The sequence below is a fragment of the Mycobacterium sp. MAA66 genome (assembly GCF_041261665.1).
In the GTDB taxonomy this organism is placed as follows: Bacteria; Actinomycetota; Actinomycetes; order Mycobacteriales; family Mycobacteriaceae; genus Mycobacterium.
In genome coordinates, this window is sequence record NZ_JBGCCC010000004.1 from 220,179 (window position 1) to 247,140 (window position 26,962).

The following is a 26,962-nucleotide window of genomic DNA, read 5'->3' on the forward strand; positions in this document are numbered from 1 at the left end:
ACCGAAACCACAGCCGTGGCCGGGCGTAAGGCGCCCGACCCGGGCGCCACGCGGGCTGCGGTCTTGCTGGTCGCGGACTGGCTGCGTGACGAGCAGGCAGACGCGCCACCGCAGGCCGCGATCGGCGAAGCGGTCCGGCTGACGGCGCGCACCCTGGCCGCGGTCGCGCCCGGTGCGTCCGTCGAAGTCCGAGTGCCGCCCTTTGTGGCGGTGCAATGTATTTCGGGGCTCAGCCACACCCGCGGCAACCCGCCGAATGTGGTGGAGACCGACCCGCGCACCTGGCTGCTGCTCGCCACCGGACTGTGCGCGGTCTCCGACACCACGGGTTTGCAGATGTCCGGGTCACGGGCAGCGGAAATTGCCGACTGGCTGCCTCTGGTTGCACTCACTTGAAGAACGGGTACTCCTGCACCCAGTGAAAACCCCTGTTGCGCAGGGTGAATTGACTGAGGTCGACCTGCTCGAGGGCGATGCGTACGGGGCGGCCCTGCATCGTGCCGGTCAGTTGCAGCTGCCCGGCTGACGGTCGGGACACGCTCAGCTCGGCCAGTGTCGCCCCGCCGGGTTCGGACATCGTGATGGTGTCGGCGCTGACGCCGGCGGGCGCGTTGACCAGGTCGCCGTTCATCCGTTGGTACGTCACCGCGCCGGGCTTCTCGAAAACCAGGCGTTGCCAACGGGTCTGATCGGTGGTCAGGGGCGGCACCGGCTTGCCCTCGACACTGAACTCCCGGACCGACCAGATGCCGTACAACTCGGGCTTGGCGCTGCCGCCGCCATGCGTGTGCCACGCCTGCCAGCTGGCCCAGCCGCAGCCGGCCACCATCCAGAGACCCAGCACGGCCTGCACCGTGGCGGCTCGCCGATTGGCCCGTTCGGTGCCGAACAGTGGGGGTTGGCTGACCGGCTCTGACGGACGCTGCAGCACGAACAGATCCATCAGCCGGCGCAGCTGCGGGGCGAGCAGCACCAGGCTCATCAGCAGCAGATGTCCGGACAGGATCTTGACCGGCACATCGAAGGTCATGTTGAGCAGAAATACCTGGGCCATGCTCGCCAGGCCGAGCAGCGTCCCCAGCGTCGCGGTGCGCGGCAGGAACATCAGCAACCCTGCCAGCACTTCGACGGCACCCAGGGCCATCTCGTACGGCTGTGAACTACCCACCTGCAGCCACAGCACCGAGGCCGGGCTGAAGTCACCGTAGGACCGCAGCAACGCTGTCGGCGTCGGAGTCGGCATCTGCGTGGGCACGAGTTTGGCGAACCCGTAGAAGAGCATCTGTCCGGCGATGCACAACCGCAGAATCGTCAGGAACCAGGCCGACAGCCGCGAGTAGTCGCGTCGCCGCCGGTCGGCCAGCGTCCACACCGCGGTGCCGACGATCGCGACGACCAGTAGGCAGAACACCATCACCCAGATCACTGCCTGATCGCCGCTGCCGGAATCCTGGTGCAGCGCCGCCTCGACACCGAAGACCTCGCGGCCGACCCAGTTCAGCGCCGGGCTCAGGACGGTCATCTGCCACATCACCGCCAGCTTCGGCAGCCACTGGCCCATGATCCCGAAGAAGGCGAAGGTGATCTGCGCGAACAACAGACAGAACAGGCCGAAGTACAGAAAGCAAAACCTGAATGCGATCTTCGTCACGGTGGACCAAGGCCGGCGCGGGGCGTCAGCGACGGAATCGACGGGGTCGATACCGGGCTTGTCTGAAAGTTGACTGGGCATGAAAACCATATAAACAGCTGGATTGTGGTGGGCCGATGACGATCCTGAGCGATCGAGGGCGGCGCGCGCGCCGCGCGGTAGCTGAGCTGGAGATGGGCCCGTCCGGCGCGCTGCTGGAACACGACGCGCTACCGGACACGCCATTCGATTCCATTTCGCACCCCCATGGACCGTAGACTCGCTTTCGTCACCAACCGCCGCCCCAGGAGCAGCCCTATCGTGACCGATCAGACCGAGAACGAACCACGCGAGGAATGCGGCGTCTTCGGGGTCTGGGCCCCTGGCGAAGATGTGGCAAAGCTCACCTATTACGGCCTTTATGCGCTTCAGCATCGGGGCCAGGAAGCGGCCGGCATCGCCGTCGCCGACGGATCCCAGATCCTGGTGTTCAAGGATCTCGGTCTGGTGAGCCAGGTATTCGACGAGCAGACCCTGGCCGCCATGCATGGCCACGTCGCCATCGGGCACTGCCGCTACTCCACCACCGGCTCCACCACTTGGGAGAATGCACAGCCGGTGTTCCGTAACACCGCTGCCGGTACCGGCGTCGCGCTGGGTCACAACGGCAACCTGGTCAACACCGCCGAGCTGGCTGCTCGGGCGCGGGACGCCGGGCTGGTCAACGCCCGCAACATCGTGACCGCCACCACCGACTCGGACATCCTGGGCGCACTGCTGGCCCACGGCGCCGCCGACGCCACCCTGGAACAGGCCGCCATGGAGCTGCTGCCCACGGTGCGCGGTGCGTTCTGCCTGACCTTCATGGACGAGAACACCCTCTACGCCGCGCGCGACCCGTATGGCGTCCGGCCGCTGTCGCTCGGCCGGCTCGACCGCGGCTGGGTGGTCGCATCCGAGACCGCTGCCCTGGACATCGTCGGCGCCTCGTTCGTCCGCGACATCGAGCCGGGCGAACTGCTGGCCATCGACGCCGACGGCGTGCGCTCGACCCGGTTCGCCAACCCTGAACCCAAGAGTTGCGTGTTCGAGTACGTCTACCTGGCCCGCCCGGACAGCACCATCGCCGGCCGTTCGGTGCACGCCGCCCGCGTCGACATCGGTCGGCGACTGGCCCGCGAGAAGCCGGTCGATGCGGACCTGGTCATCGGTGTCCCGGAGTCCGGCGTGCCGGCCGCGGTCGGCTACGCGCAGGAATCGGGTGTGCCCTACGGCCAGGGTCTGATGAAGAACGCCTACGTGGGCCGCACCTTCATCCAGCCGTCGCAGACCATCCGTCAGCTCGGTATCCGGCTCAAGCTCAATCCGCTCAAGGAAGTCATCCGCGGCAAGCGGCTGATCGTGGTGGACGACTCGATCGTCCGCGGGAACACCCAGCGCGCCCTGATCCGGATGCTTCGCGAAGCGGGCGCCCTCGAGGTCCACGTGCGCATCGCGTCGCCGCCGGTGAAGTGGCCGTGCTTCTACGGCATCGACTTCGCCACCCCGGCCGAGCTCATCGCGAACGCGGTCGAGGACGAGGGCGAGATGCTCGAGGCGGTCCGGCACGCGGTCGGGGCGGACACCCTGGGCTACATCAGCCAACAAGGCATGATCGCCGCGACCGAGCAGCCGGCCAGCCGGCTGTGCGCGGCCTGCTTCGACGGGAACTACCCGATCGAACTTCCCGGCGAGGCCGCGCTCGGCAAGAACGTCGTCGAACACATGCTGGCCTCGGCCGCCCGCACCGGGATTCCGCTGCGGAGCGACAACGACAACCTCTCAGCGCTGCGTAGGCCCTGACAGTCCCGCCGTCCTCGCGTCCATGACGGCACCGCCGTCATGACGACCTGCTGACCGATTGCCGGTCGGACGGGTTCGACCGGTAGCCTTAGGGCCGATGACTAGCCAGGACGAGCGAGCCGAACAGGGCGCCTCTTATGCATCGGCCGGGGTCGATATCGAAGCGGGCGACCGAGCCGTTGAATTGTTCAAACCACATGCCAAGCGGGCAACCAGACCCGAGGTGCGCGGCGGCCTGGGCGGTTTCGCCGGGCTGTTCAGCCTGAAGTCCGGTTACCGAGAGCCGCTGCTGGCCTCCTCGACCGACGGTGTGGGCACCAAGCTCGCCGTCGCACAGGCCATGGACAAGCACGACACCGTCGGCATCGACCTGGTCGCGATGGTGGTCGACGACCTGGTGGTGTGCGGTGCCGAGCCGCTGTTCCTGCAGGACTACATCGCCGTCGGCCGTACCGTGCCGGAGCGGGTCGCGGAGATCGTCGCGGGCATCGCCGAGGGCTGCGTGCAGGCCGGTTGTGCCCTGTTGGGCGGCGAGACGGCCGAACATCCCGGCCTGATGGATCCCGACCACTACGACATCTCGGCCACCGGCGTCGGCGTGGTGGAAGCGGACGACCTATTGGGCCCCGAGCGGGTCAAGCCGGGCGATGTCATCATCGCGATGGCCGCGACGGGCCTGCACTCCAATGGCTACTCGCTGGCCCGCAAGGTTCTGCTCGACATCGACCGGATGAACTTGACGGCCCACGTCGAGGAATTCGGCCGCACGCTCGGTGAAGAACTGCTCGAGCCGACCCGGATCTACGCCAAGGACTGCCTCGCGCTGGCCGCCGAGACCAAGGTGAGCACTTTCTGCCACGTCACCGGCGGTGGACTGGCCGGCAACCTGGAACGCGTCATCCCGCACGGACTGACTGCCGAGTTGGATCGCGGTACCTGGACGCCGGCACCGGTGTTCCAGATGATCGCCCAGCGTGGCCGCGTCGAGCGTGCCGAGATGGAGAAGACCTTCAACATGGGTGTCGGCATGGTCGCCGTCGTCGCGCCGGAGGACACCGACCGCGCGCTGGCGATTCTGACCGCTCGTCACTTGGATTGCTGGACCCTGGGGACCGTCAAGAAGGGCGGCAAGGGCGGTTCGCGGGCCGAGCTGGTTGGCGGACACCCCCGTTTCTGACCCGACGGGTCAGAAACGGTTGGTCGCTGCGCGTTGACAGCCCGGAACGGAAGCCGACGAATGTCAGCCGGTTAGTGACGCCAGTCGTCTTCGGGTACAGCCCAACGGCTGGCCGAATCGCCTTCGAGATCGTCGTCCAGGTCGTTGTCGAGAGCACTGCCGTTGTATCCAACGGAGTCGTTCGACAGTTCCTTTTGTAACCGACCAAAATCGGTTTGCGGTGAGCTGTACTTCAGGTCACGAGCAACCTTGGTCTGCTTTGCCTTTGCCCGGCCGCGGCCCATAGGGGACCCCCTCGCGCAATAACGGAGCGGCCCGGTGTGCAGGCGGCTCCGATCTGAGTGTGTTTATTGTCCTGGAGACAGCTTACCGTGCCCGGCGGTCTCATGTTGGTAGGCCACCCTCACCGGCCGCGTAGTCGATCCACGGCCTGCCGACCTGCGCCGATCCCATCGACCGGCGGCAGCGAGTCGGGGTCGATCACCGCCGGTATGCCGGGCTCGCCTCCAGTACTCAACGGGGTGTCCGCAGGCAGTCCCCGCTTGAGCAAGGCCAGCGCGATCGGCCCGAGATCGACGTGCTCGGCGACGGTTCCGATGCGCCCGACCGTGCGGCCGCCGGCCAATACCGGATCACCCGTCGCGGGCCGGTCCTCACCGCCGTCGAGGTGCAGCAGCGCCAGCATGCGCGGCGGCTTGCCCAGATTGTGTACCCGGGCCACCGTCTCCTGTCCCCGGTAGCAGCCCTTGTCCAGATGCACCGCGCCCTCGCCCGGGCCGCCGATCCAGCCGAGCTCGTGCGGGATGGTGCGCTCGTCGCTGTCCACGCCCAGACGGGGCTGCACCGCGGCGGCGCGCAGTGCCTCGTACGCCCACACTCCGGCGCGGCGGACGCCCAACTGGTCGAGTCGCTCCAGCCACTGCTCTTTGGCGGCGTGTGGCACGAGTAGGTCGACAGCCCGTGACCCGACCCGGCGGACGAACCCGCCGTCGTCCAGCGCCGCTGCGCTCCACTCGGCCGCCGGGATGGAGAGGCTGAGCTCATCGACTGCCGGACCCAGCAGGGAGAGCACGGCCAGTTCGGCCGGGGCCACGGCGACCTCGGACCAGAACACCATCTTGCGCAGGTACTCCGACAGGGGTCCGCCGCGCCAGGGCTCTGTGTCCAGGGTGGTGGTGCCGCCCAGATCGCTCTGCAGCCAGTGGTCCTCGACGCGCCCTTGGCCGTCCAGGCTGAGGTTCTCGACGACGGCGCCCTCCGGCATCGCGGCGACGTGCTGGCTGGAGATGGTGTGCAGCCAGCTCAGGCGGTCCTGGCCGGTCAGCGCGATGGTGGCCCGGTGGCTGCGGTCGACGACGACCGCGGCGTCGGAGGCTGTCCGCTGCTCGCCGAGTGGGTCGCCGTAATGCCACACTGCGCCGGCGTCGGGACCGGATTCTGGAGCGGGGATCGGACTCCGCTGGATGCTCATGACCTCAGGCTAACCTCGTCGTCGTGTCGGATCCCGTCCTCGTTGCCGTCGGGGGCTGTCGGGCGTCGATCCGGGCCGACGATCTGGTGTTCACCCGCGCCGACGGGGTGTTCGAGACGCTACTGGTGCGCGCGGGCCGGCCGTGCCTGCTGGACGCACATCTGGCACGTCTACACGCATCGGCTGTGCTGGCCGGACTGCCGGGCCCCTCGGAGGCGAACTGGCGGGCGGCGGTGGCCGATGCATTGGCGCAGTGGGACGCCGCGGAAGAGTCGGCGCTGCGGCTGGTGCTGGGCTATGACTCGGTGGCCTTTGTGATGGTGTCGCCGGTGCCGGTCCGGGTACAGACGGCTAGGGTGTCCGGGCTCTCGGCAGTGACGTTGCCGCGGCCGCATTTTCCGCTGGCCGCGGCGAAATCGCTGTCCTACGCGGCGAATTCGGCCGCGGTACGGCACGCTCAGCGGCTCGGCTGTGATGACGCGATATTCGTCGATGTCGATGGCGCGGTATTGGAGGGCACGCGATCGGCCGTCGTGATCGCGGTGACCGACGATGACTCGAAACCTGTGCTGCTGACTCCGGATTCGGTGCAGATACTGCCGTCGACGACTCTCGAAGCATTGTTCGCCACGGCCTCGTCGCGTGGTGTCGATTGTCGATACCGGCGGCTGGATGTCACAGATATCCGTGCTGCGCAAGGAGTTTGGTTGCTGTCGAGCATGACGCTGGCGGCGCGGGTGCACACCCTCGATGGCGTTGCGCTGGCTCCGGCGCCGCTCGACTTGTGGCTACCTGCCCTCGCCGAGGACGCGGTCTGCGGCCGGTCCTGAAAACGTCGGAAAATCGGTTGTCACCCGTCCAGGCCCGGGAGTACGGTCGCACGTACACAGGGAAGGAGGTGACCGGAACAAATTGATTGATTTCTGGACATGTGAGGTGGCTGCCCGCTAGTAGCGCCGGGAAATTCGCCTGCGCGCGCTCGCGAATACCCGCAGCCACCCGGCCCCCGAGCCTTCCGGTCTGTCCAACCAGGAACCTGGGCTCGGGGGTCGCTCCATGTCTGGAGCGTGGTGATGCCTTACCGGGCAGAGATCGACCGAAGGGACCGTCAGCCGACGAAGCGGGCAAGGCGAGCCGACAGATGCGGCACCAGGCCGCCATCGGCCTCGACGCGCTCCTCGACGTAGGCGAGATCGCCGCCCTCGATGATCCCGTAGAGCCGTTTGGCACCGCCGACCAGCACACCGGACTTGCTCCGGGCCAGCGCATCGGTGGCCAGTTCCCACGACGCCTGATTCAGCGGCGTCCCGTAGAACAGTTCGATATAGCCGGAGGAGTGCGCGAGCAACAATTCGATCGCCTGTGACTCGTCGCGGCCGGTTGGGTCGGTGGGGTCGTTGACGAACCGCCAGTAACCGGTTTCACGCAATCCGGGGCCGGTGTAGTCGCCGGTCTCGGACAGGCGCCACGACCGCGAATCCCAGTTCAGATAGTCGCCGCCGTCGTGCGACACGATGATCTGCTGGCCGAATCGATAGTCGCCGTCGGCGTCGCGCCCTTCGCCCTCGCCGCGCCAGACACCCACCAGTGGCAACAAGGCCAGCAGGGCATCGTTCAACTCGACGCCCTTGCGCAGGTTGGCGGTGTCGACCGGAACCGGCAGGTCATCGAAGGCCGGGATGTTGCGCGCCGAGGTCGCTTTGGCGCGTTCGGCGGCAGCGGCGATGGCGCGGTCGCCGGACCCGGCTGGCAGGCCTAGCTCGTCGGGCGCCTCGTCGGCCGTCACAACTCGTCGGTGATGAGCCGGTAGAGGGCGTACAGCGCAAACCAGGTGATGACCACCGTCGCCGCAACGAGGATGATCTCGAAGAAAAGAACCACGGTCGGAGTTTAGTTCCTCGGTGCCCGGCGTACCGAATTGGTCGCCTCAGACGCCGCGAGCGGGCGTCTTTGCACCTCCAGACACGGTGTGCCGGGTGCAAACACGCCCGCTCGCGAAAGCGGGGGTACTGCTCAGGCGACCTTGACGTCGACCTCGTGGATGCCGGCGCCGGACGGCACCACCACGGCGTCGCCGTTGCCGACCTTGGACAGTGCGCGCAGCGTCCAGGTGCCCGGGGCGGCGAAGAACCGGAAGTCACCCGTGGCCGACGCGACGACCTCGGCGGTGAACTCGTCAGAGCTGTCCAGCAGGCGCACGAACGCGCCGCCGACCGGCTGGCCCGCGCCGTCGACCACGCGGCCGGTGATGACGGTTTCCTTCTCCAGGTCAACGCTTGCCGGCAGCGTCAGTCCTTGCTTGGGTGCTGAGCACATATCACTTTCCCAACTCGATCGGGGCGCCCACCAGGGAGCCGTATTCGGTCCAACTGCCGTCGTAGTTCTTCACATTCCGATGGCCCAGCAATTCCTGCAGCACGAACCAGGTGTGCGACGAGCGCTCACCGATGCGGCAGTACGCGATGGTCTCCTTCTCGCCGTCGAGGCCGGCGTCGGCATACAGCTTGGCCAGCTCCTCGTCGGACTTGAAGGTGCCGTCGTCGTTGGCGGCCTTGCTCCACGGCACGTTGATGGCACTGGGCACGTGGCCGGGCCGCTGGCTCTGTTCCTGCGGCAGGTGCGCCGGGGCCAGGATCTTGCCGGAGAACTCGTCGGGCGAACGCACGTCGACCAGGTTCTTGGTGTTGATCGCGGCGATCACGTCATCGCGGAACGCGCGAATGCTGTTGTCCAGCGGCTTGGCCTCGTACGAGGTAGCAGGGCGGTTGACGGCGTCGGAGACCAGCGGGCGGTCGTCGAGCTCCCAGCGTTTGCGGCCACCGTCGAGCAGTTTGACGTCGGCGTGGCCGTACAGCTTGAAGTACCAGTAGGCGTAGGCCGCGAACCAGTTGTTGTTGCCGCCGTACAGCACGACGGTGTCGTCGTTGCTGATTCCCTTGTCGCTCAACAGCTTCGAGAACTGCTGCTGGTCGACGAAGTCACGCTTGACGGCGTCCTGCAGGTCATCCCGCCAGTCGAGCTTCACGGCGCCGGGGATGTGGCCCTCGTCGTCGTAGGCGGCGGTGTTCTCGTCAACCTCGACGAAAACCACGCCGGGGGTGTCGAGATTGTTCTCGGCCCATGCGGTCGAGACCAGGACGTCAGAGCGTGCCATATATGAAATCCTTTCGGTTGCTTAGGTATTGACGTTTCAAGCGGATTGGGTTGTAGGAGAAGCGGTGCGACGGAATCGCGCCACCAGTGGGTAGAGCTGGCAGCCCAGGCAGATCCCGAAGGCCGCGTTGAGAAACGCGGCGATCAGTGCGAACGCGGTCGCGGTCAACCCGACGGCCGTCAATCCGGTGGCGAAGCCGACGGTGCCGACCACCGCGAACAGGAAACCGACGAGCTGCGCGAACTTCAGCGGCGGCACCGGTTCCTTCTCGGTCACCGGCCCGAGCCGGGGTGCGATCAGCGCGGCGAAGATCCGGCCGTACGGGTGCCGGCGCGGGCCGCCGATGGCGCCGATGGCGAACACCACGGCCTGCAATCCGAAGATCACCGCGGCCGCGGCCGGGCTCACGGCCGACACCAGCAGCGTGGCGATGATGACGACGGTGGTCACCCACGCGGCGAAGCGGGGTCCGCGCACGTCGACCTGGTCAATCTGGGTGTTGGTGAAGTTGTTTGACATGGGAAATACTCCTGTTGTTGATGTGGGCAGACCACTAGGGCAGGCGCAGAGTGCGGCGCGAAAAAGCAACGGCGCGGCTACTCAGCAGCTACAACAACAACAGCAACAACCCGCAACGCGGCACAGATCAACTGCGCGACGCTTGGTGAGCAGGAGCTCCAGACGGGCTGACACGGCAGACAGCTTACCCAAAGATGCGGTGATCAAGCCAACAGCGGTTCCAGTGCCGACCGCAGGTCAGCGGCCTTGGGCACCCCTGCGGTGCGGTACCGCTGCTGCCCCGCGGCATCGAAGATGAACGTGGTCGGCAGTGACAGCACCGACAACCGCCGTGCCGCAACCGGATTGACGTCCATATCGATCTCGACGTGCGCCACCCCGCCCAGATCGTCGCAAACCTGGTCGACGACCCGTCGCACCGCAGCACACGGTCCGCACCAGGTGGCGCTGAAGTGCACCACGGTCGGTCCGGTGGTGGACAGGCCCAGATCGGAGTTGTCGACGTCGGACGTGGCCTGGGACGGCTCGACCTCGCGCATCAGGCCGGAGCGCAGCGCCATCAGCCGGCCGATCACGTATGCGACGCCGAGTGCGGCCACCAGGACCACCAGCACCAGAGCCGTGGAGTTCATGACTGTCTGAACCCCGAAAGCTCGACGGTTACTCCCGTGTCGATGCCTTCGATGATCACATCGGACCCGCGAGCGCCCTCACTGGTCGGTTTCAGCCCGAACGGCAGCGTCAGGCCGGGCATGGTGGTGGTGAACGCCCGCAGTACGGCGTCCCGCCGGTCGTCCGGCACGCTCTGGTCGGCGGTGCCCGGGCCGGTCAGCACCTCGGTCGCAGTGAACACCAGCGTCGATTGGTCGGTGCCGATCACCGACAGATCCACCGAGACACTGACCTTCTTGTCGAAGCCCGCGGATGACGGCGTCCCGGTGAACACCAGGCCGTGGCTTTCCGAGATACCCGACTCGGTGGTGCCGCCGGTCGCGTTGTTGGTGTCTTTGGTGGGCGCGTCGACCAGCAGGTCCTTGATCCCCATGAACCGCCCGATGTGGGTGGAGTCGATGATGATGCGGCTCTCCAGCTTTCCGGCGGTCAGCCGGGCGTCCGGCTCGATCAGCCAGCACGACTTCAGGTCGTGCACGTCGTACATGGTCGCTTCGAGCGATACCTTCCCTGCGACGGGGTGCGGGACGCCGGCGGCCTTGATCTCCACCTCGCGGTAGTGGCAGTCTGCAGCCTGCGGGCCGAACGGAAAACCGAGAATCGCCACCCACGGGTCGAACTGCAGGTGCGCGGCCGTCCGCACGCTGCGCGCCATCCGGTATTCGGCGAAGATCGCGAAACCGAAATCGGTGCCGACAAGTACCAAGACCAGCGTCGTCACCGCGGCGACAAGCCGGATCAGCACCTTGGGCATCCGGTCATTCTGGCCTACGCGACGCGGCATGGACCGCTCGCCACCGCTAATTCGCAGGTGGCACGCTATCGTTAGGTGATCGTAGGGCCGGAAACGTTGTCGTGTCCGGCTGTGAATCTGGGACGGGCGTACTGGAGGACCCTTGGATCTTCTGCTCCTGACCGTCGACCCGCATCCGGAAGCGGTGCTGCCGTCGCTGGCTCTGTTGCCGCACAACGTGCGCCCCGCACCGACCGAAGTCTCGTCGTTGCTGGAAGCCGGGTCGGCCGACGTCGCGATCGTCGATGCCCGCACCGACCTGGCCGCGGCCCGCGGTTTGTGTCGCCTGCTGGGTACCACCGGCGCCGCGGTTCCGGTGGTCGCGGTGGTCAATGAGGGCGGCCTGGTGGCGGTCAATATCGAGTGGGGGATAGACGAGATCCTGCTGCCCAGCACCGGCCCGGCCGAGATCGACGCCCGGTTGCGGTTGTTGGTCGGCCGTCGTGGCGGCGTCGCTGATCAGCAGAGCGCCGGCAAGATCACCCTCGGTGAACTGGTCATCGACGAAGGCACCTACACCGCGCGGCTGCGCGGTAAGCCGCTGGATCTGACCTACAAGGAATTCGAACTGCTCAAATACCTGGCGCAGCACGCCGGCCGGGTGTTCACCCGGGCCCAGCTGCTCCAGGAGGTCTGGGGCTATGACTTCTTCGGCGGCACCCGCACCGTCGATGTGCACGTCCGGCGGTTGCGCGCCAAGCTCGGCCCGGACTACGAATCGCTGATCGGTACGGTCCGCAACGTCGGCTACAAGGCCGTCCGTCCGGCCCGCGGCCGCAATGCGGCAGGGGCCACCGAAGATCCGGTGGATCCGGCCGATTTCGACGACGAGGACCCCGGCGACCTGGACGGCACGCCCGCACGGCAATCCCTGCCCGCCCAGTGACAGAAATCGGCTGGCATACCGGGCTCACCCTCGACCAACAGGCAGACATTCGGGCGCTGATCGACACGGCCACCGCCGCCGACGGGGTGGCACCGGTCGGCGATCAGGTGTTGCGGGAACTCCCTTTGGACCGCACCCGGCATCTGTTGGCGGATGACTCGGGGGTCTTGGTCGGCTACCTGAACCTTGCACCCGGCATGGCCGAACTGGTGGTGGCGCCCACCGCACGACGACGGGGTATCGGTGCCGCCCTGATCCGGGCCGCCCTGGCGGCCGGCGACGCCGAAACCCGCGTCTGGGCGCACGGCAATCTGCCATCGGCACAGGACACGGCCGCGGCGCTGGGGCTGGTCGCGGTCCGCGAACTGCGGCAGATGCGCCGCTCATTGGCCGACCTGCCGCCGGCTCCGAAAGGGTTTGCGGTGCAGACCTATCCGGGCCCGATCGCCGACGACGAGCTGCTGCGGGTCAACAACGCGGCGTTCTCGTGGCACCCCGAACAGGGTGGTTGGACCCGTGCCGAGATCGCCGAACGCCGATCCGAGCCGTGGTTCGATCCGGCCGGTCTGTTCTTGAGCTACGGCGGTGACCGCCTGTTGGGCTTCCACTGGACGAAGATTCACGCGGCAACTGAGGACGAACCCGAACTTGGTGAGGTCTACGTCGTCGGCGTGGACCCCGAGGCGCAGGGCCGCGGGGTGGGAGCGGCGTTGACTCTGGTGGGCCTGCATCACCTGGCGGACAAGCTGGGCCCCGACGGCGTCGTGCTGCTGTACGTCGAGGCCGACAACACCGCGGCGGTCAAGACCTATCAGCGACTCGGGTTCGAGCTGTACGCCGTCGATGTTGCATACGCCGGCGTTCAGCCAGCTGGCTGAAGACTCCAGGCGTCGCGCAGACACAATCCTCTCAGCGTGGTTCATCTTCCGTTCACGATCACGGGGGTGGTCATTCACGGGAGACGCTTAGGTTCTGGTGCCGGACGGAGACGGATCTGTCCCGCGGAAATTATTCCGCGCTCGGCTTGACCGGTGGCGCAAACGATGCGGTCGTCACCCCAACTCTGTGAGGGAGTTCTGTGAAGCTCAACCGATTTGGTGTTTCTGTGAGCTTGTTGGCCGCCGGCGCGATGGCGCTGTCGGCATGCGGCAGCGACAACAACACCGCCGCAGGCGGATCGAGCGCCGCCGCCGGCTCGTCGAAGGTCGACTGCGGTGGCAAGAAGACGCTCAAGGCCAGCGGTTCGACCGCACAGTCCAACGCGATGACCCGGTTCGTCAACGCCTACGAGCAGGCTTGCTCGGGCTACACCCTGAACTACACCTCGAACGGTTCGGGCGCCGGAATCAGCGAATTCGTCGGCAACCAGACCGATTTCGGTGGTTCGGACTCGCCGCTGAACGCCAAGAAGGGCGAGTACGACAAGGCCAAGGCCCGTTGCGGCTCGGACGCCTGGAACCTGCCGGTCGTGTTCGGCCCGATCGCCATCACCTACAACGTCCCGGGCGTGACGGCGCTGGCGCTGGACGGCCCGACCGCGGCCAAGATCTTCAACGGTGCCATCACCACCTGGAATGACCCGGCCATCGCCGCCCTCAACAAGGGTGTGACGCTGCCGGCCGACCCGATTCACGTGGTGTTCCGCAGCGACGAGTCCGGCACCACCGACAACTTCCAGAAGTACCTGGACGCGGCCTCCGACGGGGCCTGGGGCAAGGGTGCGGGCAAGGCGTTCGCGGGCGGCGTCGGCGAAGGCGCCAAGGGCAACGAGGGCACCTCCGCGGCGATCAAGAGCACGCCGGGTGCGATCACCTACAACGAGTGGTCGTTCGCCAAGGCCCAGGGGCTGTCCACCGCCAAGATCGTCACCTCGGCCGGACCGGACGCCGTCGAGATCTCCACCGATTCGGTCGGCAAGACCATCGGTGGCGCCAAGGTCAAGGGCCAGGGCAACGACCTGGTGCTCGACACCGCGACGTTCTACAAGCCCACCCAGACCGGTTCCTACCCGATCGTGCTGGCCACCTACGAGGTCGTCTGCTCGAAGTACGCCGATGCCGACACCGGCAAGGCAGTCAAGGCATTCCTGCAGTCGACGATCGGTGCCGGCCAGAACGGATTGGCCGATAATGGTTACATCCCGCTCCCCGCTGAGTTCCAGTCGAAGCTGGCCACCGCCATCAACGCAATCTCGTGATTTGAGTTCACATGGCACTGATGCCCAATTCCTCGGGTACCTCAGGTACCTCGGGGAAGCCCGAGATCTCGGGAACCCCGCGGGTGCCGTCGCAGGCGGCGGCACCCGCGTCGGGGGAGACTTCAAGGATGTCTGATCCGGCCGAACCCCCCAACGCATCCACCAGTCTCCGAACCGGCTCCGGCCGGTTCGGAGACCGGTTGTTCAAAGCCGTTGCTGTTGCCGCTGGTGGCACGATCGTTGCCGCCATCGCGCTGATCGCCGTCTTCCTGTTGATTCAGGCGGTGCCATCGCTGATGGCCAACCAGGACAACTTCTTCACCAGCACCCGATTCCTCACCTCTGACGGTGACCACCTGGCGTTCGGTATCCGCGACCTGTTCATGGTCACGGTGCTCAGCTCGGCCTTCGCTCTGCTGCTGGCGGTACCGGTGGCGATCGGGATCGCCTTGTTCTTGACCCACTACGCACCGGCGCGGCTGTCCCGGCCGTTCGGCATCGCGGTGGATCTGCTGGCCGCGGTGCCGTCCATCGTCTTCGGCTTGTGGGGCATCTTCGTGCTGGCGCCCCAGATCGAGCCGGTCGCGGAGTTCCTCAACAACAACCTGGGCTGGCTGTTCCTGTTCAAGCAGGGCAACGTCTCGCTGGCCGGTGGCGGAACGATCTTCACCGCAGGCATCGTCCTGGCGGTGATGATCCTGCCGATCATCACCTCGGTGAGCCGAGAAGTGTTCCGCCAGACCCCGATTCCGCACATCGAAGCCGCCCAGGCGCTGGGTGCCACCAAATGGGAAGTGGTGCGCCTGACGGTGCTGCCGTTCGGCCGCAGCGGCGTGATCGCCGCGGCCATGCTGGGGTTGGGCCGGGCGCTTGGTGAGACCGTTGCAGTGCTGATCATTCTGCGGTCCGCGGCCAAGGCCGGGAACTGGTCACTGTTCGACGGCGGATACACGTTCGCTTCCAAGATCGCCTCGGCCGCAGCCGAATTCAGCGCGCCGTTGCCGACGGGCGCCTACATCGCCGCCGGTTTCGTGCTGTTCGCACTGACCTTCGCCGTCAATGCCACGGCACGTGCCATCGCAGGATCGAGGGTGAACTGAGATGAGTGTCTCCGTATTGGACGAGCCGGTCAAAGGCCCGACGTTCTATCCGACGGGCGTGACCCGTCGGATCAAGAACTCGATGGCTACCGCACTGGTGACCGGCGCATTCGGGATCGCGTTGATTCCGTTGGCGTGGGTGCTCTACATCGTCATCGAACGCGGCTGGCGTGCGATCGTCACCTCGTCCTGGTGGACCAGGTCGCTGCAAGGCGTGCTGCCCGAGCAGTTCGCCGGTGGGGTGTACCACGCCTTGTACGGCACCCTGGTGCAAGCGGGAATCGCTGCGGTACTGGCGATTCCGCTCGGGGTGATGGCCGCGGTGTTCCTCGTCGAGTACGGCGGTGGCCGGCTGGCGCGCACCACCACGTTCATGGTTGACGTGCTCGCTGGTGTGCCGTCGATCGTCGCGGCGCTGTTCATCTTCAGCTTGTGGATCACCACCCTGGGCTTTCAGCAGAGTGCGTTCGCGGTCTCGTTGGCACTGGTGCTGCTGATGCTGCCGGTGGTGGTGCGTGCCACCGAGGAAATGCTGAAGCTGGTGCCCAACGATCTGCGAGAAGCGGGCTACGCCTTGGGACTTCCGAAATGGAAGACCATCGTGAGCATCGTGGTGCCGACCGCCCTGCCCGGCATCATCACCGGTGTGCTGCTTTCGATCGCCCGCATCATCGGCGAGACCGCGCCTGTGCTGGTGCTGGTGGGCTACGCCCGCTCGATCAACTTCGATGTGTTCGAAGGGAACATGGCCTCGCTGCCGCTGTTGATCTACACCGAGCTGATCAACCCGCAGCCGGCCGGCCAGCTACGCGTGTGGGGTGCGGCACTGACGCTGATCATCGTCGTCGCCGTCCTGATCCTCGCAGCCGCCGCGGCCACCCGACTGCTTACTCGTAAACGCTGAATCGACAGGAACATTCGTCATGGCCAAACGTATCGACCTCAAAGACGTCAACATCTACTACGGAGCGTTTCACGCGGTCGCCGACGTCGCGCTGTCGGTGCCGCCCCGCAGCGTCACCGCATTCATCGGCCCCTCGGGCTGCGGCAAGTCCACTGTGCTTCGGTCACTGAACCGCATGCACGAGGTGACCCCCGGTGCCCGCGTACAGGGTTCGGTGCTGCTGGACGGCGAGGACATCTACGGTGCGGGCATCGACCCGGTCGGGGTGCGCCGCACCATCGGCATGGTCTTCCAGCGGCCAAACCCGTTTCCCACCATGTCGATTCGCGACAACGTGGTGGCCGGCCTGCGATTGCAGGGGGTGCGCGACAAGAAGACCCTCGACGAGGTCGCCGAGCGCTCGTTGCAGGGCGCCAACCTGTGGACCGAGGTCAAGGACCGGCTGGACAAGCCGGGCGCCGGCCTGTCCGGCGGTCAGCAGCAGCGGTTGTGCATCGCCCGTGCCATCGCGGTGCAACCCGATGTGCTGCTGATGGATGAGCCGTGTTCGGCGCTGGACCCGATCTCGACGCTGGCGATCGAGGATCTGGTCTCCGAGCTCAAGCAGGACTACACGATCGTGATCGTCACGCACAACATGCAGCAGGCGGCCCGGGTCAGCGACCAGACCGCGTTCTTCAACCTGGAAGCCACCGGGAAGCCGGGGCGGCTGGTCGAGATCGACGACACCGAGAAGATGTTCTCCAATCCGGGCCAGAAGGCTACTGAGGACTACATTTCTGGCCGATTCGGATAGCAGTGTCGGTGCCTGTCACGGGGTGGATGGCGGCACGGAACAGGACGGGCGGCACGCGTTGACCAGCGAAGTGCGGCGGTCGGGTGCGGCGAGGGGGCCGGGTACCCACCGTGCGGCGTGGGGAGTTTCACGTGGCAGCTTGGTGCTCGCCGAAGTGGACTCGACGATCGCCACCGATCTCATGGAGGACGCTGCGCGTACCGGGATCGATACCGTCTGGTGCCGCAACGGTGCCGAGACTCTACTGGCCGTCGGCGCCGGTGTTCCCGATGTGCTCGTCCTCTCCGCCCGCACGGTCACGGTCGATGCGGCGAGTATCGCTGCCGCGGTGCGGGGCATGTCCGACCTGCCCATCCTGGTCGGCGCCGCACCCGGCGAGGGCGATTTGGTCCGCCCGGTGCTCGCGGCCGGTGCGTCGGCGGTTGTGGTGCGGCCCTACGACATTGCCACCATCGCCCGCTTTGCGCTCACCGGCGGGTCCGAGCCGGCAGTGCTGGTGGCCGGCCCGATCCACGTCGACCGGTACGGATACGAGACCCAGGTACGTGGCCGCGAAGTGCAGCTGACCCAACGGGAACTGGACCTGTTGGTGTTCCTGATCGAACGGCGCGGCAAAGTCGCCAGCAGCGAAGAGATCAGCCGCGCGGTGTGGGGACGCCCGTCGGACACCAACACGGTGGCAGTGCACGTCAAGCGGCTGCGCACCAAGCTGGGCAACGACCCCGAACACGGCGAGTTCATCCGGACCGTTCGCGGAGCCGGTTACCGCCTCGCGCCGTCGATCTGTGCGTGACCGGCGCTACGGCGTGATGACCACCCGGGTCCCGGAGGGTTCTTTTGCCGCCCAGACGTTTTCGATGTCCGCCAGGGACCGGGCCACTGTGGTCATCTGTAGCTGACCCGCGTCGAGCATGGCGAACATCTTGGGCAGCGCTTCGGTGCGGGTACGCGCCATCACGTCGAGCGGGACGCTGCCGAACCCCACACCCTGCAGGGTGATGCCCGAGCTGCGCAGTGTCGACGCGTCGATGCTGATCGTTTCGCCGGTCATGGCGCCGACCTGAACGAAACGGGTGGCGTGAAAGTGTGTCGACGGGTGTGCGCCGGCCAATGCCGCCAGCACCTGCTCCGCCGGCGTTCCCCACAGGTAGTCGATCACCGCGTCAAAGGGGCGCGCAGAGTGTTGTGTGGCAACGCTTTCGGCGAGGTCATCGGTGCCCAAGGTGATGACGTCGTCGGCGCCGACGGTGCGTAGCCAGTCCAGTCGATCGGTGTTGCGGCCCGCGACAACGACCCGCTCCGCCCCGAATACCGACTTGGCCAGCTGCACCGCCAGCGATCCGGTGACGCCGGTGGCGCCGAGGACCAGCACGTGGTCGCCGGGCTTGGTCTGCGCGGCGTAGTCCAGCGTCATCCAGGCGGACAGGCCCGGATTCGGCACTGCCGCAGCGGTTACCGAGTCGACGTGCTCGGGTACCGGGACCCCGCCGGCCGGGTTGACCAGTGTGCGCTGCGCCATCAGCCCGTACGGCGCCAACGACCCGGTGTAGACACGGGACCCGTCGCCCAGTCGGGCCACTCCGTCCACTCCGGCGATGGCGGGCAGCTGAATTTCCTTGCTGCTGTAATGCTTTCCCATGATGACCGCCCGGCTGAGGTTGGTGAGCGCGGATGCTTCGACATCGGCCACCTCCAGGCCGTCGCGTGGCTGCGGGTCGGGGAACTCGGTGTAGGCGGGGGTCTGACCCCATTCGTGGACGACGGCTGCCAGCATGTCACTCCTTGAGTGCGGGATATGGTTTCTATGGAAACTATATGTCGACTCGGGCGTGGATGGCAAGATGGTTTCCGTGAAAACCAAGTCCGCGCTGGTCGCCGAGATCAACGCACTGGTCGGCGCGGTGGGTGACAAGTTCGATGCCGAGGAAACCGACGCCGAGCGCGAGTACCTGGCCGAGAACTGCCCGCCGCGGCTGGAACGGGCGGTGCGGGTATTGCCCACGCTGAGCATGCATCTGCTGGCTGAGATCGGGGACGGCCCGATCAGCGTGGTCGGGCTGGCCGCCCGTGCGGGCCAACTCAAAGGCACCGTGTCCAAGCATGTGCAACGCCTGGTCGACTGCGGACTGGTGCAGCGCGCGCCAATCCCCGGTAACCGCAAGGAGTTAGCGCTCACGCCGACACCCGATGGACTGGTGGTGATCGATGTGCACCGGCGCATGCACGAAGAGATGGCGGCCGGCGTGGGCGATTTCTTGTCGCGCTACAGCAATGCCGAACTGACCGTGCTGGCCAGAATGCTGCAAGACCTGTTGGCTGCGGGCAAAGACGGTGTGCGGATAGTCCCGGCCCGGTAGGGGTCAGTGCGCCGCGCGCAGGTCTTCCTCGTCGGGGAAATGCCCGGTGACCTGGAAGATCACCCGGCGCGCCACCTCGACGGCGTGGTCGGCGAAGCGCTCGTAGAACCGGCTCAGCAGGGTGACGTCGACGGCGGCGGTCACCCCGTGCTTCCACTCCCGGTCCATCATCACGCTGAACAGATGCCGGTGCAGGTCATCCATCGCGTCGTCTTCTTCATGGATCCGCGCGGCCCGCTCCGGGTCCTGGGTGAGCAGCACATCTTGTGCGCTGTTGCCCAATTCGACTGCCAGTCGGCCCATTTCGGAGAAGTAGCCGTTGACCTCCTCGGGCAGCGCATGCTGCGGGTGGCGACGGCGCGCGATCTTGGCGACGTGCAGCGCCAACGCGCCCATCCGGTCCACATCGGCGACGTTCTGGATGGAACTCACCACCGCGCGCAGGTCGCCGGCGACCGGTGACTGCAGCGCCAGTAGTACGAAAGCCTGCTCCTCGGCGTGCGCGCTCATCGCGGAGATCTGCTCGTGGTCGGTGATGACCTGCTCGGCCAGCATCAGATCGGCCTGCAGCAGGGCCTGCGTCGCACGCTCCATAGCCGCACCGGCCAAACCGCACATCTCGCCGAGGCGGGCGGTCAATGTTTCGAGCTGCTCGTGGTACGCGGTACGCATGCCGACCAGCCTACGTTCTGACCATGATGAACATTGCGACATGACGGTGAACGGCCGGTGAATCCGCCCAGCTCAAAATATATCTCACCCGCCGGAGTTGGCCAGATCGGCGCCGAACGGCACCGTGCAGTCGTCGGGATCGTCCAGCCAGCCCTCGGGCAGCACCACCGAACCCGGTGAACCCTGCCGGCCGCGCGGGCCTTCGGCGCAGTCGGGGAACGGCTCGTCCGAATCCAGTTGGGTGAGCAGCTGATCCAGCTCTGCCAGGGTCTTGACCATGGCCAGGGAGCGGCGCAGGTCAGATCCCGCGGGCAGCCCGTGCAGATACCAGGCGATGTGCTTGCGGATGTCCCGCATGCCCTTGTCTTCGCCGAAATGCGCGGCCAACAGTTGGCCGTGCCGCCGGATGATGTCGGCGATCTCGCCGAGCGTCGGTGGGGTGGGACGTGGTTGGCCGCTGAATGCCGCGGACAGTTCGGCGAACAGCCAGGGCCGGCCCAGGCAGCCGCGGCCGATCACCACGCCGTCGCACCCGGTCTCGGCCATCATCCGCAATGCGTCGTCGGCGTCGAAGATATCGCCGTTTCCGAGCACCGGAACACTGGTGACGTGGGCTTTGAGCGCAGCGATCTGGTCCCAGTCGGCCGTGCCGGAGTAGCGCTGGGCGGCGGTACGCGCGTGCAGCGCGACGGCGGCGGCGCCCTCTTCGGCGGCGATCCGGCCGGCATCGAGGTGAGTGTGATGGGCGTCGTCGATCCCGACCCGGAATTTCACGGTCACCGGTATGTCGGTGTCCGCGGTCGCCCGGACCGCGGCAGAAACGATCTGGCCGAACAACTTTCGTTTGTACGGCAGCGCCGATCCGCCGCCGCGTCGGGTGACCTTGGGCACCGGACAACCGAAGTTCATGTCGATGTGGTCGGCCATGTCCTCGTCGACGATCATCTTGGCGGCCGCGTAGGTGGTGGCCGGGTCGACGGTGTACAGCTGCAGAGAGCGGGGTGACTCGTCCGGGGCGAACGTCGTCATGTGCATCGTGGCGGCGTTCCGCTCCACCAGTGCGCGGGCGGTGACCATCTCGCAGACGTACAGGCCGGAGACCGTGCCCACCCGGGCCAATTCCTGCTCGCGGCACAGGGTCCGGAAAGCGACGTTGGTGACCCCGGCCATCGGTGCGAGTACGACCGGGGAACGCAACGAGATCGGCCCGATCCGAAGGGATCGGGCCGTCGATGAGCCGCTTGCGTGAAGAGCAGACGACTCAGCCGTTTCCGCCAGGTCTCGTTGCGGACTTAAGACGTCGATGACGACACCAGGAGGTTCTTCATCGCCTTCTTCTCGGCGACCTTGCGCTCGCGCTCCATGCGGCGTTCCTTGGCGACCTCGAACTTGTCGCAGGCGTCCTCAAGCTCCTTGATGAGTCGGCCCAGGTCGTCACGCAGCCGCGCGGCCTCGCCGGTGAAGTCCTCGCGCTCGAAGATGCGCCACTTCTTGAGGATCGGCATCACCACGTCGTCGAGGTGGATCCGCGGGTCGTAGACGCCGCCGACGGCGATGACAACGGCCTTGCGACGGAAGTCGGGCACGGTGTAGCCGGGCATCCGGAAGTTGTCGAGCACCCGGTGCAGCGAGGCCATCGCCTGGTTCGGGTTGATGTCCAGACCGGCGGCCGACACGTCGCGGTAGAAGATCATGTGCAGGTTCTCGTCACCGGAGATGCGCTGCAGCAGCTGATCGGCAACCGGATCGTCGCAGGCCTTGCCGGTGTTGCGGTGCGAGACGCGGGTGGCCAGCTCCTGGAACGACACGTAGATGACGGAGTCGAACAGGCTCTCGGCGAACAAGTCGCCCTGCAGGTTCTGTCCCGGGGAGAAGCCGCGGGTGACCTGCTCGACGCGCAGTTCCTCCAACTGGACGGGGTCGCAGTTGCGGGTGACGACGAGGTAGTCCCGCAGGGCGATGCCGTGCCGGTTCTCTTCGGCGGTCCAGCGGTTGACCCAGTAACCCCAGGCGCCGTCCATGCCCATGTTCATGGCGATTTCGCGGTGGTAGGACGGCAGGTTGTCTTCGGTCAGCAGATTCTGCACCATGGCGGTCTGGGCAACCTCGGAAAGCTTGGCCTGATCGGGGTCCCAGTCCTGGCCGCCGAGGGCGTAGTAGTTCTTGCCCTCCTTCCAGGGGATGTAGTCGTGCGGGTTCCAGTCTTTGCGCATCGTCATGTGGCGGTCGACGAGCTGCTCGACGACCGGCTCGAGCTCGTGCAAGAGCCGTAGGTCGGTGTAGTCGGCTGTCATGGCGCCTCCAATGTCATCCGAAAGTTATCTGTATCCGTCGGTTGCACTCAAGAGTATCTGTGTCGACCGGTGACATTCAAGTTACCCGGGCGCGTGTCATCGTCTTGTGACGTGACTGACAATTTCTCGGTAGTATCCGTAGAGTTTGCTGGAATCTATTGAAAGGTGTCGACCGTTATGCGTCAGGCCGACCCAATGAAGTTCCTCGTTCGCGGCGCCGGGGTATTCGGCATTGCCGGCGCGCTGGTTTTGGCTGGTGCCGGGCCTGCGGTCGCCGATGATGTGGTCGGGCAGACCTTCCGCGACGCCAAACAGGCGATCGCCAACAGAGGTGGCAAGTACGACGTGTCGACGACCGTCGGGGACCGGCAGCGCCTGGACGATTGCATCGTCTCAGCGGCCCACCGGGCCACCAACCGCGATGACCGCGGCCGGTCGACCGGGGTGAAGGTACTGCTCGACCTCAACTGCTACGGCGTTTATGACGGTTCGCACTCGGGTTACTCGCTCGGTAGCCCCCAGGGTCGTCGAATACATGACGCGCAACTGGCGAAGGCTCAGCAGCTCGAGCAGGAGCAGATGGCGCGCGAACAAGCGGCGCTGGAGGCTCAGCAGCAGGCCGAATTGGAAGCGGAACAAGCCGCTCAGTGACGCGACGGTAGGCGGCGCAGGAGCATGTCGACGCAGTAGTCGACGAATTGTTCGCGTGTCGCCGCCAGCTTGCCGCCCAGGTAACCGGTGAACAGCGCCGTCAGTGCACCGATCATGCCGGTGGCCTCCATTGCCTGTATGGCCGGATCTGAGTCACGAAACATCTTGTGCTGCAACAGTTCGATGAAACTGGGCATCCAGTCGGCTCCGGACTGCGTCAGTACCGGCTCCTTGGTCGGCGCGATCAGCAACACCCGCCCGCGGGTGGGGTCGTCGACCATCAATGTGACGAACCGTTCGACCGCTTCGCGTGGGTTCTTCGACGTGCTCAGTGTGGCCATCGCATTGGCGCACACGTCGTCGTACACGGCACGGACGAAATCTTCGCGGTCGGTGAAGCTTTCGTAGAAGTAGCGCTCGGTCAGCCCGGCGGTGCGGCATACCGCCCGCACGGTGAGCGCGGGCTTTTCGGGCGCGCCGAGGATGGTCACGCCGGCGGCCACGAGCTCGTTGCGGCGTAAGGCTTGGCGATCCGACAGTGGGACACCGGACCAACGGCCCGGTCGTTGACCAGACGCCATGTCACCTCCTACGCTGATCGCTGACAACACTTGTAGTCAGAATAGCCGCTGATGTCCAAGAATAGAGTGACAGTGACGCAAAATACTGCTGAAACGTGCCCGGCTGCCGGCGCTCCTGCGCCGCCGGCGAGTGGTTGCCCGGTGTCCCCGGGTGGATACGACGCGGTGCCCCTAGGCCCGGATTCGTTGACGTGGAAGTACTTCGGTGACTGGCGCGGCATGCTGCAGGGTCCATGGGCGGGATCGATGCAGAACATGCACCCGCAACTGGGCGCCGCGGTCGAGGAGTACTCGATCTTCTTCCAGGAACGTTGGCCGCGGCTGTTGCGATCGCTGTATCCGATCGCCGGCGTGGTGTTCGACGGCGACCGTGCTGCGCTGACCGCCGGCGAGGTGCGCGACTATCACGTCAACATCAAAGGCGTTGACGCCCAAGGGCGTCGGTACCACGCGCTGAATCCCGACGTCTTCTACTGGGCGCACTCGACGTTCTTTGTCGGGACCATCATCGTGGCGGACCGATTGGGCGGCGGCCTCAGTGAGGCAGACAAGCGCCGGCTGTTCGAGGAACACAAGCAGTGGTACGCGATGTACGGCATGAGCATGCGCCCGGTTCCGCAGACCTGGGAAGACTTCCAGGAATACTGGGATCACATGTGCCGCAATGTCTTAGAGAACAACAAGGCTGCCCGGGATGTGCTGGATCTGTCCGAGTTGCCCAAACCGCCCTTCGCGCAGTTCCTGCCCGACTGGTTGTGGGCCTGGCAGCGTAAGCACGTCCTGCACCCGCTGTTCGTCTGGTTCACCGTCGGGCTCTACCACCCGGCCGTGCGCGAGCTGATGGGCTATTCCTGGTCGGACCGCTCCGAGCGGCTGCACTGGCTGTTGGGCAAGGTGATCGGGCGGTTGTTCTCGTTGGTGCCGCGGCGCTATCAGCACCACCCGCGTGCCCGGTCGGCCTGGGACCGCGCCCGCGGTCGCGTCCCGATGGACGCCCCGCTGGTGCACACCCCGGCCCGGAACCTGCCGCCGATCGGGCATCGGGAGAACGGGATGCACTACTGCCCGGCTGTCGACTGATGGACGGCTGATTCGGCCTCACTCGGACGAGGGGCCGGGTGAGGCCGAATCAGGCGAGTACGTGTTGTCCGACAAGCATTTCAGGAGCTGCGCAGGACTCCGAATGCCCAGTCGGTGCCGATTCCGCGGCGCAGTGCCAGGTGAATCCACAGCAATGCCAGCGGCTCGAGGAGTCGCGCGGCTGTGAGGTCGCCGGCGTCGAGGACTTCAAAACCCAACTCACGTACCAGTTGTGCCGCAACGCCCTTCGCATCCGAGTCGTTCCCGCAGACGAACATCACGGGAGTGGCCGGCCGCGTCGGTACGTCCATCATCGGTGCGCCGATCTGGTTCATCGCCTTGCACACCCGCGCCCCGGGTGCCCATGCCGAGATCTGTTCGGCGCCGGACGTACGATGACCCAACTCGAGCGCGCTCATGTCCGGCGTCAGGGGATTGGTGCAGTCGATGACCACCTTGCCGGTCAGGTCGCCGCAGGCCGTGACGGCCGACTGCGTGGCCTGCCATGGTGTGCACAACGCCACGACCGCGGCTGCGGCTGCTGCATTCGCGTTGTCCGCTACGTCGGATTCCAACGTTGCATGCTTAGCATTGCCGGGATCGCGTACACCATAAGTGATTTCGTGTCCCCGCCGCTGCCAAGCCCGGCCCAGGGTACGGCCGACGTTGCCGGCGCCGATTACCGCGATGCGCATCGGTCAACCCTCCAGTTCCGAGGCGTAGTGCTGCATCTCCTCGATCTGGTCGACAAAGGGCGCGACAAGCGTGAAGAACGCGCGGAACTGCGCGCTGTGGCGGAACTTGTCGAGATGATCTGCGACCGACGTCCATCTGATGCGCAAAATCCAGCGGTCTGACTCCTCGACGCAGTGGGTCAACTCGACGCCGAGGCAGTATTCGCTGTCCCGCAGTGGGGCGAGGGCAGCCCCATAGGCCGCGACGAAGTCGTGGGCGCGTTCGGGCGGAATTCGGTAGCGGATGTATTCGATGACGGATCGCGGCGTGGGCGGGCTGGCGATATTCATATGGTAACAATGCTTGAATTCAAGCAATGTTGCAACGGATTGTGCCGAAAAAATGCGGTGACCTGCCGGTATCGTCGTCGTCGTGGATGAAGTGCGTCGGACCTATGGCATCCCCGAGTGCGAGGCGACGTGGGACAGCGTCGACTACCTGCTTGCCGATTGGGCCAGAGAGCGTCCCGACCTGGATTTCAGCCCGCTGGCGGTCATCAACCGGATGGGACAAGTGCGTCGGCAATTTGAGCAGCGCATGGGCGAGGTGTTCGCTCGGCACGGGCTGACCGCCGCGGACTTCCTGGTGATCGTCACTCTGCGCCGCGCCGGGCGGCCGTATCGCATGCCGCAGGCTCGTTTGATGAATGCCTTGGGACTCACCTCAGGCACGGTGAGTCTTCGTCTTGACCGGCTGGTGAAAGCTCAGATTGTGGTGCGCGAACCCGACCCGGATGACCGGCGCGGCAGCCTCATTCGGCTCAGTGACGACGGGCTGCGGCTCTTCGATGTGGTGGCACCCGAGCACCTGGCCAACGAAGATCGCCTGCTGTCGGCGCTCTCCGCCGACGAACGCGATGAGCTGACGGTATTGCTCAGGCATCTGCTGGTCTCGCTGGAGCCGGCGCGACCGGCGCCGGCCGCGCACCTTGGCATGTCGGTGGAGTCCGCGATCCGGGCCCGGAGTCTGCGCGGCGCAGTCGGACTGAGCGACACCGCGGGTCTGCTGCTCGCCTCCGTTGATCCGGATAGCCCAGCGGCAGTTGCCGGTCTTCAGCGCGGAGATCTCGTGGTCAGCATCGGTGGTGCGGCGGTGCGCAATGTGGAGTCGCTCACCGCGGCGCTTGCCAGGCTCGGGGGTGGCGAGGCGGTTGAACTCGCAGTGCTCCGCGGTGATGATCCACACCAGGTCGAGTTGCGGCGACCGTTGTCATGACGCTGTCTTGTGCCCCCACCAGGGCTCGAACCTGGGACCTGCGGACTCTCAAACGGGGTTGACCTGCGATTCCCGCGCATTCCCTATCAATGCCTGTGATCAGGGGGATTGAGGTCTGTGAGGACCCAGGCGGTACTGGCGGGAACGGCAGGTTATGGGTTATTTCGGATGAATAAACGATGAGTTCTACGGGCAAACTTGCGGCCTCGATGACGGCGGCACCTCATGACGACTGT

33 protein-coding genes are annotated in these 26,962 nt (G+C 66.1%); 15 read left to right on the top strand and 18 right to left on the bottom strand.

Features of this window, described 5'->3' with window-relative positions; translation table 11 throughout:
* Positions 1-15: 15 nt before the first annotated feature.
* Complete coding sequence (locus ABIA30_RS15310; protein WP_370066758.1) at positions 16-396, top strand: sterol carrier family protein; 381 nt, start codon at positions 16-18, stop codon at positions 394-396.
* Here ABIA30_RS15310 and ABIA30_RS15315 read toward each other — a convergent pair.
* A complete protein-coding gene (locus tag ABIA30_RS15315; protein WP_370066760.1) occupies positions 389-1,732 on the bottom strand; it encodes a DoxX family protein in 1,344 nt (447 codons plus the stop codon). The genes ABIA30_RS15310 and ABIA30_RS15315 overlap by 8 nt on opposite strands.
* A 165-nt stretch (positions 1,733-1,897) precedes the next feature.
* On the opposite strand from ABIA30_RS15315, the gene purF reads away from it, so the two are divergent.
* Both purF and purM read left to right on the top strand, forming a co-directional pair.
* Positions 1,898-3,472, top strand: a complete 1,575-nt coding sequence (purF, locus tag ABIA30_RS15320) for an amidophosphoribosyltransferase (protein ID WP_370066762.1) — start codon at positions 1,898-1,900, stop codon at positions 3,470-3,472.
* Between the two features lie 97 nt (positions 3,473-3,569).
* Positions 3,570-4,649, top strand: a complete 1,080-nt coding sequence (gene purM, locus ABIA30_RS15325) for a phosphoribosylformylglycinamidine cyclo-ligase (protein WP_370066764.1) — start codon at positions 3,570-3,572, stop codon at positions 4,647-4,649.
* A 71-nt stretch (positions 4,650-4,720) separates the two neighbouring features.
* Here the strand turns inward: purM and ABIA30_RS15330 are convergent, their stop codons facing one another.
* On the bottom strand, positions 4,721-4,933 hold the full coding sequence (locus ABIA30_RS15330; protein WP_370066766.1) for a DUF3073 domain-containing protein: 213 nt from the start codon (positions 4,931-4,933) through the stop codon (positions 4,721-4,723).
* Between the two features lie 119 nt (positions 4,934-5,052).
* Complete coding sequence (locus tag ABIA30_RS15335) at positions 5,053-6,120, bottom strand: folate-binding protein YgfZ (RefSeq protein WP_370066768.1); 1,068 nt, start codon at positions 6,118-6,120, stop codon at positions 5,053-5,055.
* A gap of 23 nt (positions 6,121-6,143) precedes the next feature.
* Here ABIA30_RS15335 and ABIA30_RS15340 point away from each other — a divergent pair, with 23 nt between their 5' ends.
* Positions 6,144-6,950 carry an aminotransferase class IV gene (locus ABIA30_RS15340; RefSeq protein ID WP_370066770.1) on the top strand — a complete coding sequence of 269 codons (807 nt, stop codon included), beginning with the start codon at positions 6,144-6,146 and terminating at the stop codon, positions 6,948-6,950.
* Positions 6,951-7,228: 278 nt separating this feature from the next.
* Here ABIA30_RS15340 and ABIA30_RS15345 read toward each other — a convergent pair whose 3' ends face one another.
* The 7 genes from ABIA30_RS15345 to lmeA form a co-directional block, all read right to left on the bottom strand.
* On the bottom strand, positions 7,229-7,906 hold the full coding sequence (locus ABIA30_RS15345; RefSeq protein WP_370066772.1) for an FABP family protein: 678 nt from the start codon (positions 7,904-7,906) through the stop codon (positions 7,229-7,231).
* Between the two features lie 227 nt (positions 7,907-8,133).
* Positions 8,134-8,436 carry a DUF1416 domain-containing protein gene (locus tag ABIA30_RS15350; RefSeq protein ID WP_370066774.1) on the bottom strand — a complete coding sequence of 101 codons (303 nt, stop codon included), beginning with the start codon at positions 8,434-8,436 and terminating at the stop codon, positions 8,134-8,136.
* A 1-nt stretch (position 8,437) separates the two neighbouring features.
* Entirely contained in the window at positions 8,438-9,274 is an 837-nt protein-coding gene (locus ABIA30_RS15355; RefSeq protein ID WP_370066776.1) for a sulfurtransferase, read from the bottom strand.
* Between the two features lie 36 nt (positions 9,275-9,310).
* The gene (locus ABIA30_RS15360) at positions 9,311-9,793 is read right to left on the bottom strand and encodes a DUF4395 domain-containing protein (protein WP_370066778.1); all 483 of its coding nucleotides are present in this window, start codon (positions 9,791-9,793) and stop codon (positions 9,311-9,313) included.
* Between the two features lie 81 nt (positions 9,794-9,874).
* On the bottom strand, positions 9,875-9,967 hold the full coding sequence (locus ABIA30_RS15365; protein ID WP_353961945.1) for an Ms5788A family Cys-rich leader peptide: 93 nt from the start codon (positions 9,965-9,967) through the stop codon (positions 9,875-9,877).
* 29 nt (positions 9,968-9,996) lie between these two features.
* On the bottom strand, positions 9,997-10,425 hold the full coding sequence (locus ABIA30_RS15370; protein ID WP_370066780.1) for a TlpA family protein disulfide reductase: 429 nt from the start codon (positions 10,423-10,425) through the stop codon (positions 9,997-9,999).
* Positions 10,422-11,219 (bottom strand): mannan chain length control protein LmeA, encoded by a 798-nt coding sequence (gene lmeA / locus ABIA30_RS15375; protein WP_370066782.1) that lies wholly within the window; start codon positions 11,217-11,219, stop codon positions 10,422-10,424. The genes ABIA30_RS15370 and lmeA overlap by 4 nt, the downstream gene beginning before the upstream one ends.
* Before the next feature lie 142 nt (positions 11,220-11,361).
* Between lmeA and ABIA30_RS15380 the strand changes: the two genes are divergently transcribed.
* From ABIA30_RS15380 to pstS, 3 genes are all read left to right on the top strand, one after another.
* Complete coding sequence (locus ABIA30_RS15380) at positions 11,362-12,144, top strand: winged helix-turn-helix domain-containing protein (RefSeq protein WP_370066784.1); 783 nt, start codon at positions 11,362-11,364, stop codon at positions 12,142-12,144.
* The gene (mshD, locus tag ABIA30_RS15385) at positions 12,141-13,022 is read left to right on the top strand and encodes a mycothiol synthase (protein WP_370066786.1); all 882 of its coding nucleotides are present in this window, start codon (positions 12,141-12,143) and stop codon (positions 13,020-13,022) included. Before ABIA30_RS15380 ends, mshD begins: the two co-directional genes overlap by 4 nt.
* A 200-nt stretch (positions 13,023-13,222) precedes the next feature.
* Positions 13,223-14,341 (top strand): phosphate ABC transporter substrate-binding protein PstS, encoded by a 1,119-nt coding sequence (gene pstS / locus ABIA30_RS15390; RefSeq protein WP_370066788.1) that lies wholly within the window; start codon positions 13,223-13,225, stop codon positions 14,339-14,341.
* Positions 14,342-14,348: 7 nt separating this feature from the next.
* Here the strand turns inward: pstS and ABIA30_RS15395 are convergent, their stop codons facing one another.
* On the bottom strand, positions 14,349-14,504 hold the full coding sequence (locus tag ABIA30_RS15395; RefSeq protein WP_370066790.1) for a hypothetical protein: 156 nt from the start codon (positions 14,502-14,504) through the stop codon (positions 14,349-14,351).
* On the opposite strand from ABIA30_RS15395, the gene pstC reads away from it, so the two are divergent.
* From pstC to ABIA30_RS15415, 4 genes are read left to right on the top strand one after another with little or no spacing between them, the layout of a single operon-like run.
* Positions 14,470-15,441 (top strand): phosphate ABC transporter permease subunit PstC, encoded by a 972-nt coding sequence (pstC, locus tag ABIA30_RS15400; RefSeq protein WP_370066792.1) that lies wholly within the window; start codon positions 14,470-14,472, stop codon positions 15,439-15,441. The genes ABIA30_RS15395 and pstC overlap by 35 nt on opposite strands.
* 1 nt (position 15,442) lies before the next feature.
* Positions 15,443-16,345, top strand: a complete 903-nt coding sequence (gene pstA, locus ABIA30_RS15405; RefSeq protein WP_370066793.1) for a phosphate ABC transporter permease PstA — start codon at positions 15,443-15,445, stop codon at positions 16,343-16,345.
* A gap of 19 nt (positions 16,346-16,364) precedes the next feature.
* On the top strand, positions 16,365-17,141 hold the full coding sequence (pstB, locus tag ABIA30_RS15410) for a phosphate ABC transporter ATP-binding protein PstB (RefSeq protein ID WP_370066795.1): 777 nt from the start codon (positions 16,365-16,367) through the stop codon (positions 17,139-17,141).
* 58 nt (positions 17,142-17,199) lie between these two features.
* Positions 17,200-17,934, top strand: a complete 735-nt coding sequence (locus ABIA30_RS15415) for a winged-helix domain-containing protein (protein WP_370067116.1) — start codon at positions 17,200-17,202, stop codon at positions 17,932-17,934.
* Positions 17,935-17,940: 6 nt separating this feature from the next.
* Here the strand turns inward: ABIA30_RS15415 and ABIA30_RS15420 are convergent, their stop codons facing one another.
* Positions 17,941-18,915 carry a zinc-binding alcohol dehydrogenase family protein gene (locus ABIA30_RS15420; RefSeq protein ID WP_370066797.1) on the bottom strand — a complete coding sequence of 325 codons (975 nt, stop codon included), beginning with the start codon at positions 18,913-18,915 and terminating at the stop codon, positions 17,941-17,943.
* Positions 18,916-18,991: 76 nt separating this feature from the next.
* On the opposite strand from ABIA30_RS15420, the gene ABIA30_RS15425 reads away from it, so the two are divergent.
* Positions 18,992-19,498 carry a MarR family winged helix-turn-helix transcriptional regulator gene (locus ABIA30_RS15425; RefSeq protein WP_370066799.1) on the top strand — a complete coding sequence of 169 codons (507 nt, stop codon included), beginning with the start codon at positions 18,992-18,994 and terminating at the stop codon, positions 19,496-19,498.
* 3 nt (positions 19,499-19,501) lie between these two features.
* Here ABIA30_RS15425 and phoU read toward each other — a convergent pair whose 3' ends face one another.
* The 3 genes from phoU to ABIA30_RS15440 form a co-directional block, all read right to left on the bottom strand.
* Positions 19,502-20,170 (bottom strand): phosphate signaling complex protein PhoU, encoded by a 669-nt coding sequence (phoU, locus tag ABIA30_RS15430; RefSeq protein WP_370066801.1) that lies wholly within the window; start codon positions 20,168-20,170, stop codon positions 19,502-19,504.
* 84 nt (positions 20,171-20,254) lie between these two features.
* Complete coding sequence (dusB, locus tag ABIA30_RS15435) at positions 20,255-21,448, bottom strand: tRNA dihydrouridine synthase DusB (protein ID WP_370067118.1); 1,194 nt, start codon at positions 21,446-21,448, stop codon at positions 20,255-20,257.
* A gap of 14 nt (positions 21,449-21,462) precedes the next feature.
* Positions 21,463-22,464, bottom strand: coding sequence for an acyl-ACP desaturase (locus ABIA30_RS15440; RefSeq protein WP_370066803.1), 1,002 nt, complete (start codon positions 22,462-22,464; stop codon positions 21,463-21,465).
* Positions 22,465-22,641: 177 nt separating this feature from the next.
* On the opposite strand from ABIA30_RS15440, the gene ABIA30_RS15445 reads away from it, so the two are divergent.
* Positions 22,642-23,115 (top strand): hypothetical protein, encoded by a 474-nt coding sequence (locus ABIA30_RS15445; RefSeq protein WP_370066805.1) that lies wholly within the window; start codon positions 22,642-22,644, stop codon positions 23,113-23,115.
* Here the strand turns inward: ABIA30_RS15445 and ABIA30_RS15450 are convergent.
* Positions 23,109-23,696: a TetR/AcrR family transcriptional regulator gene (locus ABIA30_RS15450; RefSeq protein WP_370066807.1), complete on the bottom strand. Its 588-nt coding sequence runs from the start codon at positions 23,694-23,696 to the stop codon at positions 23,109-23,111. The two genes, ABIA30_RS15445 and ABIA30_RS15450, sit on opposite strands and share 7 nt — an antisense overlap.
* A 51-nt stretch (positions 23,697-23,747) precedes the next feature.
* Between ABIA30_RS15450 and ABIA30_RS15455 the strand changes: the two genes are divergently transcribed.
* Positions 23,748-24,776, top strand: a complete 1,029-nt coding sequence (locus tag ABIA30_RS15455) for an oxygenase MpaB family protein (protein WP_370066809.1) — start codon at positions 23,748-23,750, stop codon at positions 24,774-24,776.
* Positions 24,777-24,856: 80 nt separating this feature from the next.
* Here ABIA30_RS15455 and ABIA30_RS15460 read toward each other — a convergent pair whose 3' ends face one another.
* Positions 24,857-25,471, bottom strand: coding sequence for an NADPH-dependent F420 reductase (locus ABIA30_RS15460; RefSeq protein WP_370066811.1), 615 nt, complete (start codon positions 25,469-25,471; stop codon positions 24,857-24,859).
* Positions 25,472-25,474: 3 nt separating this feature from the next.
* Complete coding sequence (locus ABIA30_RS15465) at positions 25,475-25,801, bottom strand: putative quinol monooxygenase (protein WP_370066813.1); 327 nt, start codon at positions 25,799-25,801, stop codon at positions 25,475-25,477.
* Positions 25,802-25,883: 82 nt separating this feature from the next.
* On the opposite strand from ABIA30_RS15465, the gene ABIA30_RS15470 reads away from it, so the two are divergent.
* A complete protein-coding gene (locus ABIA30_RS15470) occupies positions 25,884-26,726 on the top strand; it encodes a MarR family transcriptional regulator (RefSeq protein ID WP_370066815.1) in 843 nt (280 codons plus the stop codon).
* Positions 26,727-26,962: the final 236 nt, after the last annotated feature.

Bases quoted from the DNA above. Each gene is read 5' to 3' on its own strand.
- ABIA30_RS15315 (WP_370066760.1), bottom strand. From the start codon at position 1,732: ATGCCCAGTCAACTTTCAGACAAGCCCGGTATCGACCCCGTCGATTCC.
- purF (WP_370066762.1), top strand. From the start codon at position 1,898: ATGGACCGTAGACTCGCTTTCGTCACCAACCGCCGCCCCAGGAGCAGC.
- purM (WP_370066764.1), top strand. From the start codon at position 3,570: ATGACTAGCCAGGACGAGCGAGCCGAACAGGGCGCCTCTTATGCATCG.
- ABIA30_RS15330 (WP_370066766.1), bottom strand. From the start codon at position 4,933: ATGGGCCGCGGCCGGGCAAAGGCAAAGCAGACCAAGGTTGCTCGTGAC.
- ABIA30_RS15335 (WP_370066768.1), bottom strand. From the start codon at position 6,120: ATGAGCATCCAGCGGAGTCCGATCCCCGCTCCAGAATCCGGTCCCGAC.
- ABIA30_RS15350 (WP_370066774.1), bottom strand. From the start codon at position 8,436: ATGTGCTCAGCACCCAAGCAAGGACTGACGCTGCCGGCAAGCGTTGAC.
- ABIA30_RS15355 (WP_370066776.1), bottom strand. From the start codon at position 9,274: ATGGCACGCTCTGACGTCCTGGTCTCGACCGCATGGGCCGAGAACAAT.
- ABIA30_RS15360 (WP_370066778.1), bottom strand. From the start codon at position 9,793: ATGTCAAACAACTTCACCAACACCCAGATTGACCAGGTCGACGTGCGC.
- ABIA30_RS15370 (WP_370066780.1), bottom strand. From the start codon at position 10,425: ATGAACTCCACGGCTCTGGTGCTGGTGGTCCTGGTGGCCGCACTCGGC.
- lmeA (WP_370066782.1), bottom strand. From the start codon at position 11,219: ATGCCCAAGGTGCTGATCCGGCTTGTCGCCGCGGTGACGACGCTGGTC.
- pstC (WP_370066792.1), top strand. From the start codon at position 14,470: ATGTCTGATCCGGCCGAACCCCCCAACGCATCCACCAGTCTCCGAACC.
- pstA (WP_370066793.1), top strand. From the start codon at position 15,443: ATGAGTGTCTCCGTATTGGACGAGCCGGTCAAAGGCCCGACGTTCTAT.
- pstB (WP_370066795.1), top strand. From the start codon at position 16,365: ATGGCCAAACGTATCGACCTCAAAGACGTCAACATCTACTACGGAGCG.
- ABIA30_RS15420 (WP_370066797.1), bottom strand. From the start codon at position 18,915: ATGCTGGCAGCCGTCGTCCACGAATGGGGTCAGACCCCCGCCTACACC.
- phoU (WP_370066801.1), bottom strand. From the start codon at position 20,170: ATGCGTACCGCGTACCACGAGCAGCTCGAAACATTGACCGCCCGCCTC.
- ABIA30_RS15440 (WP_370066803.1), bottom strand. From the start codon at position 22,464: ATGACAGCCGACTACACCGACCTACGGCTCTTGCACGAGCTCGAGCCG.
- ABIA30_RS15445 (WP_370066805.1), top strand. From the start codon at position 22,642: ATGCGTCAGGCCGACCCAATGAAGTTCCTCGTTCGCGGCGCCGGGGTA.
- ABIA30_RS15450 (WP_370066807.1), bottom strand. From the start codon at position 23,696: ATGGCGTCTGGTCAACGACCGGGCCGTTGGTCCGGTGTCCCACTGTCG.
- ABIA30_RS15455 (WP_370066809.1), top strand. From the start codon at position 23,748: ATGTCCAAGAATAGAGTGACAGTGACGCAAAATACTGCTGAAACGTGC.
- ABIA30_RS15460 (WP_370066811.1), bottom strand. From the start codon at position 25,471: ATGCGCATCGCGGTAATCGGCGCCGGCAACGTCGGCCGTACCCTGGGC.
- ABIA30_RS15465 (WP_370066813.1), bottom strand. From the start codon at position 25,801: ATGAATATCGCCAGCCCGCCCACGCCGCGATCCGTCATCGAATACATC.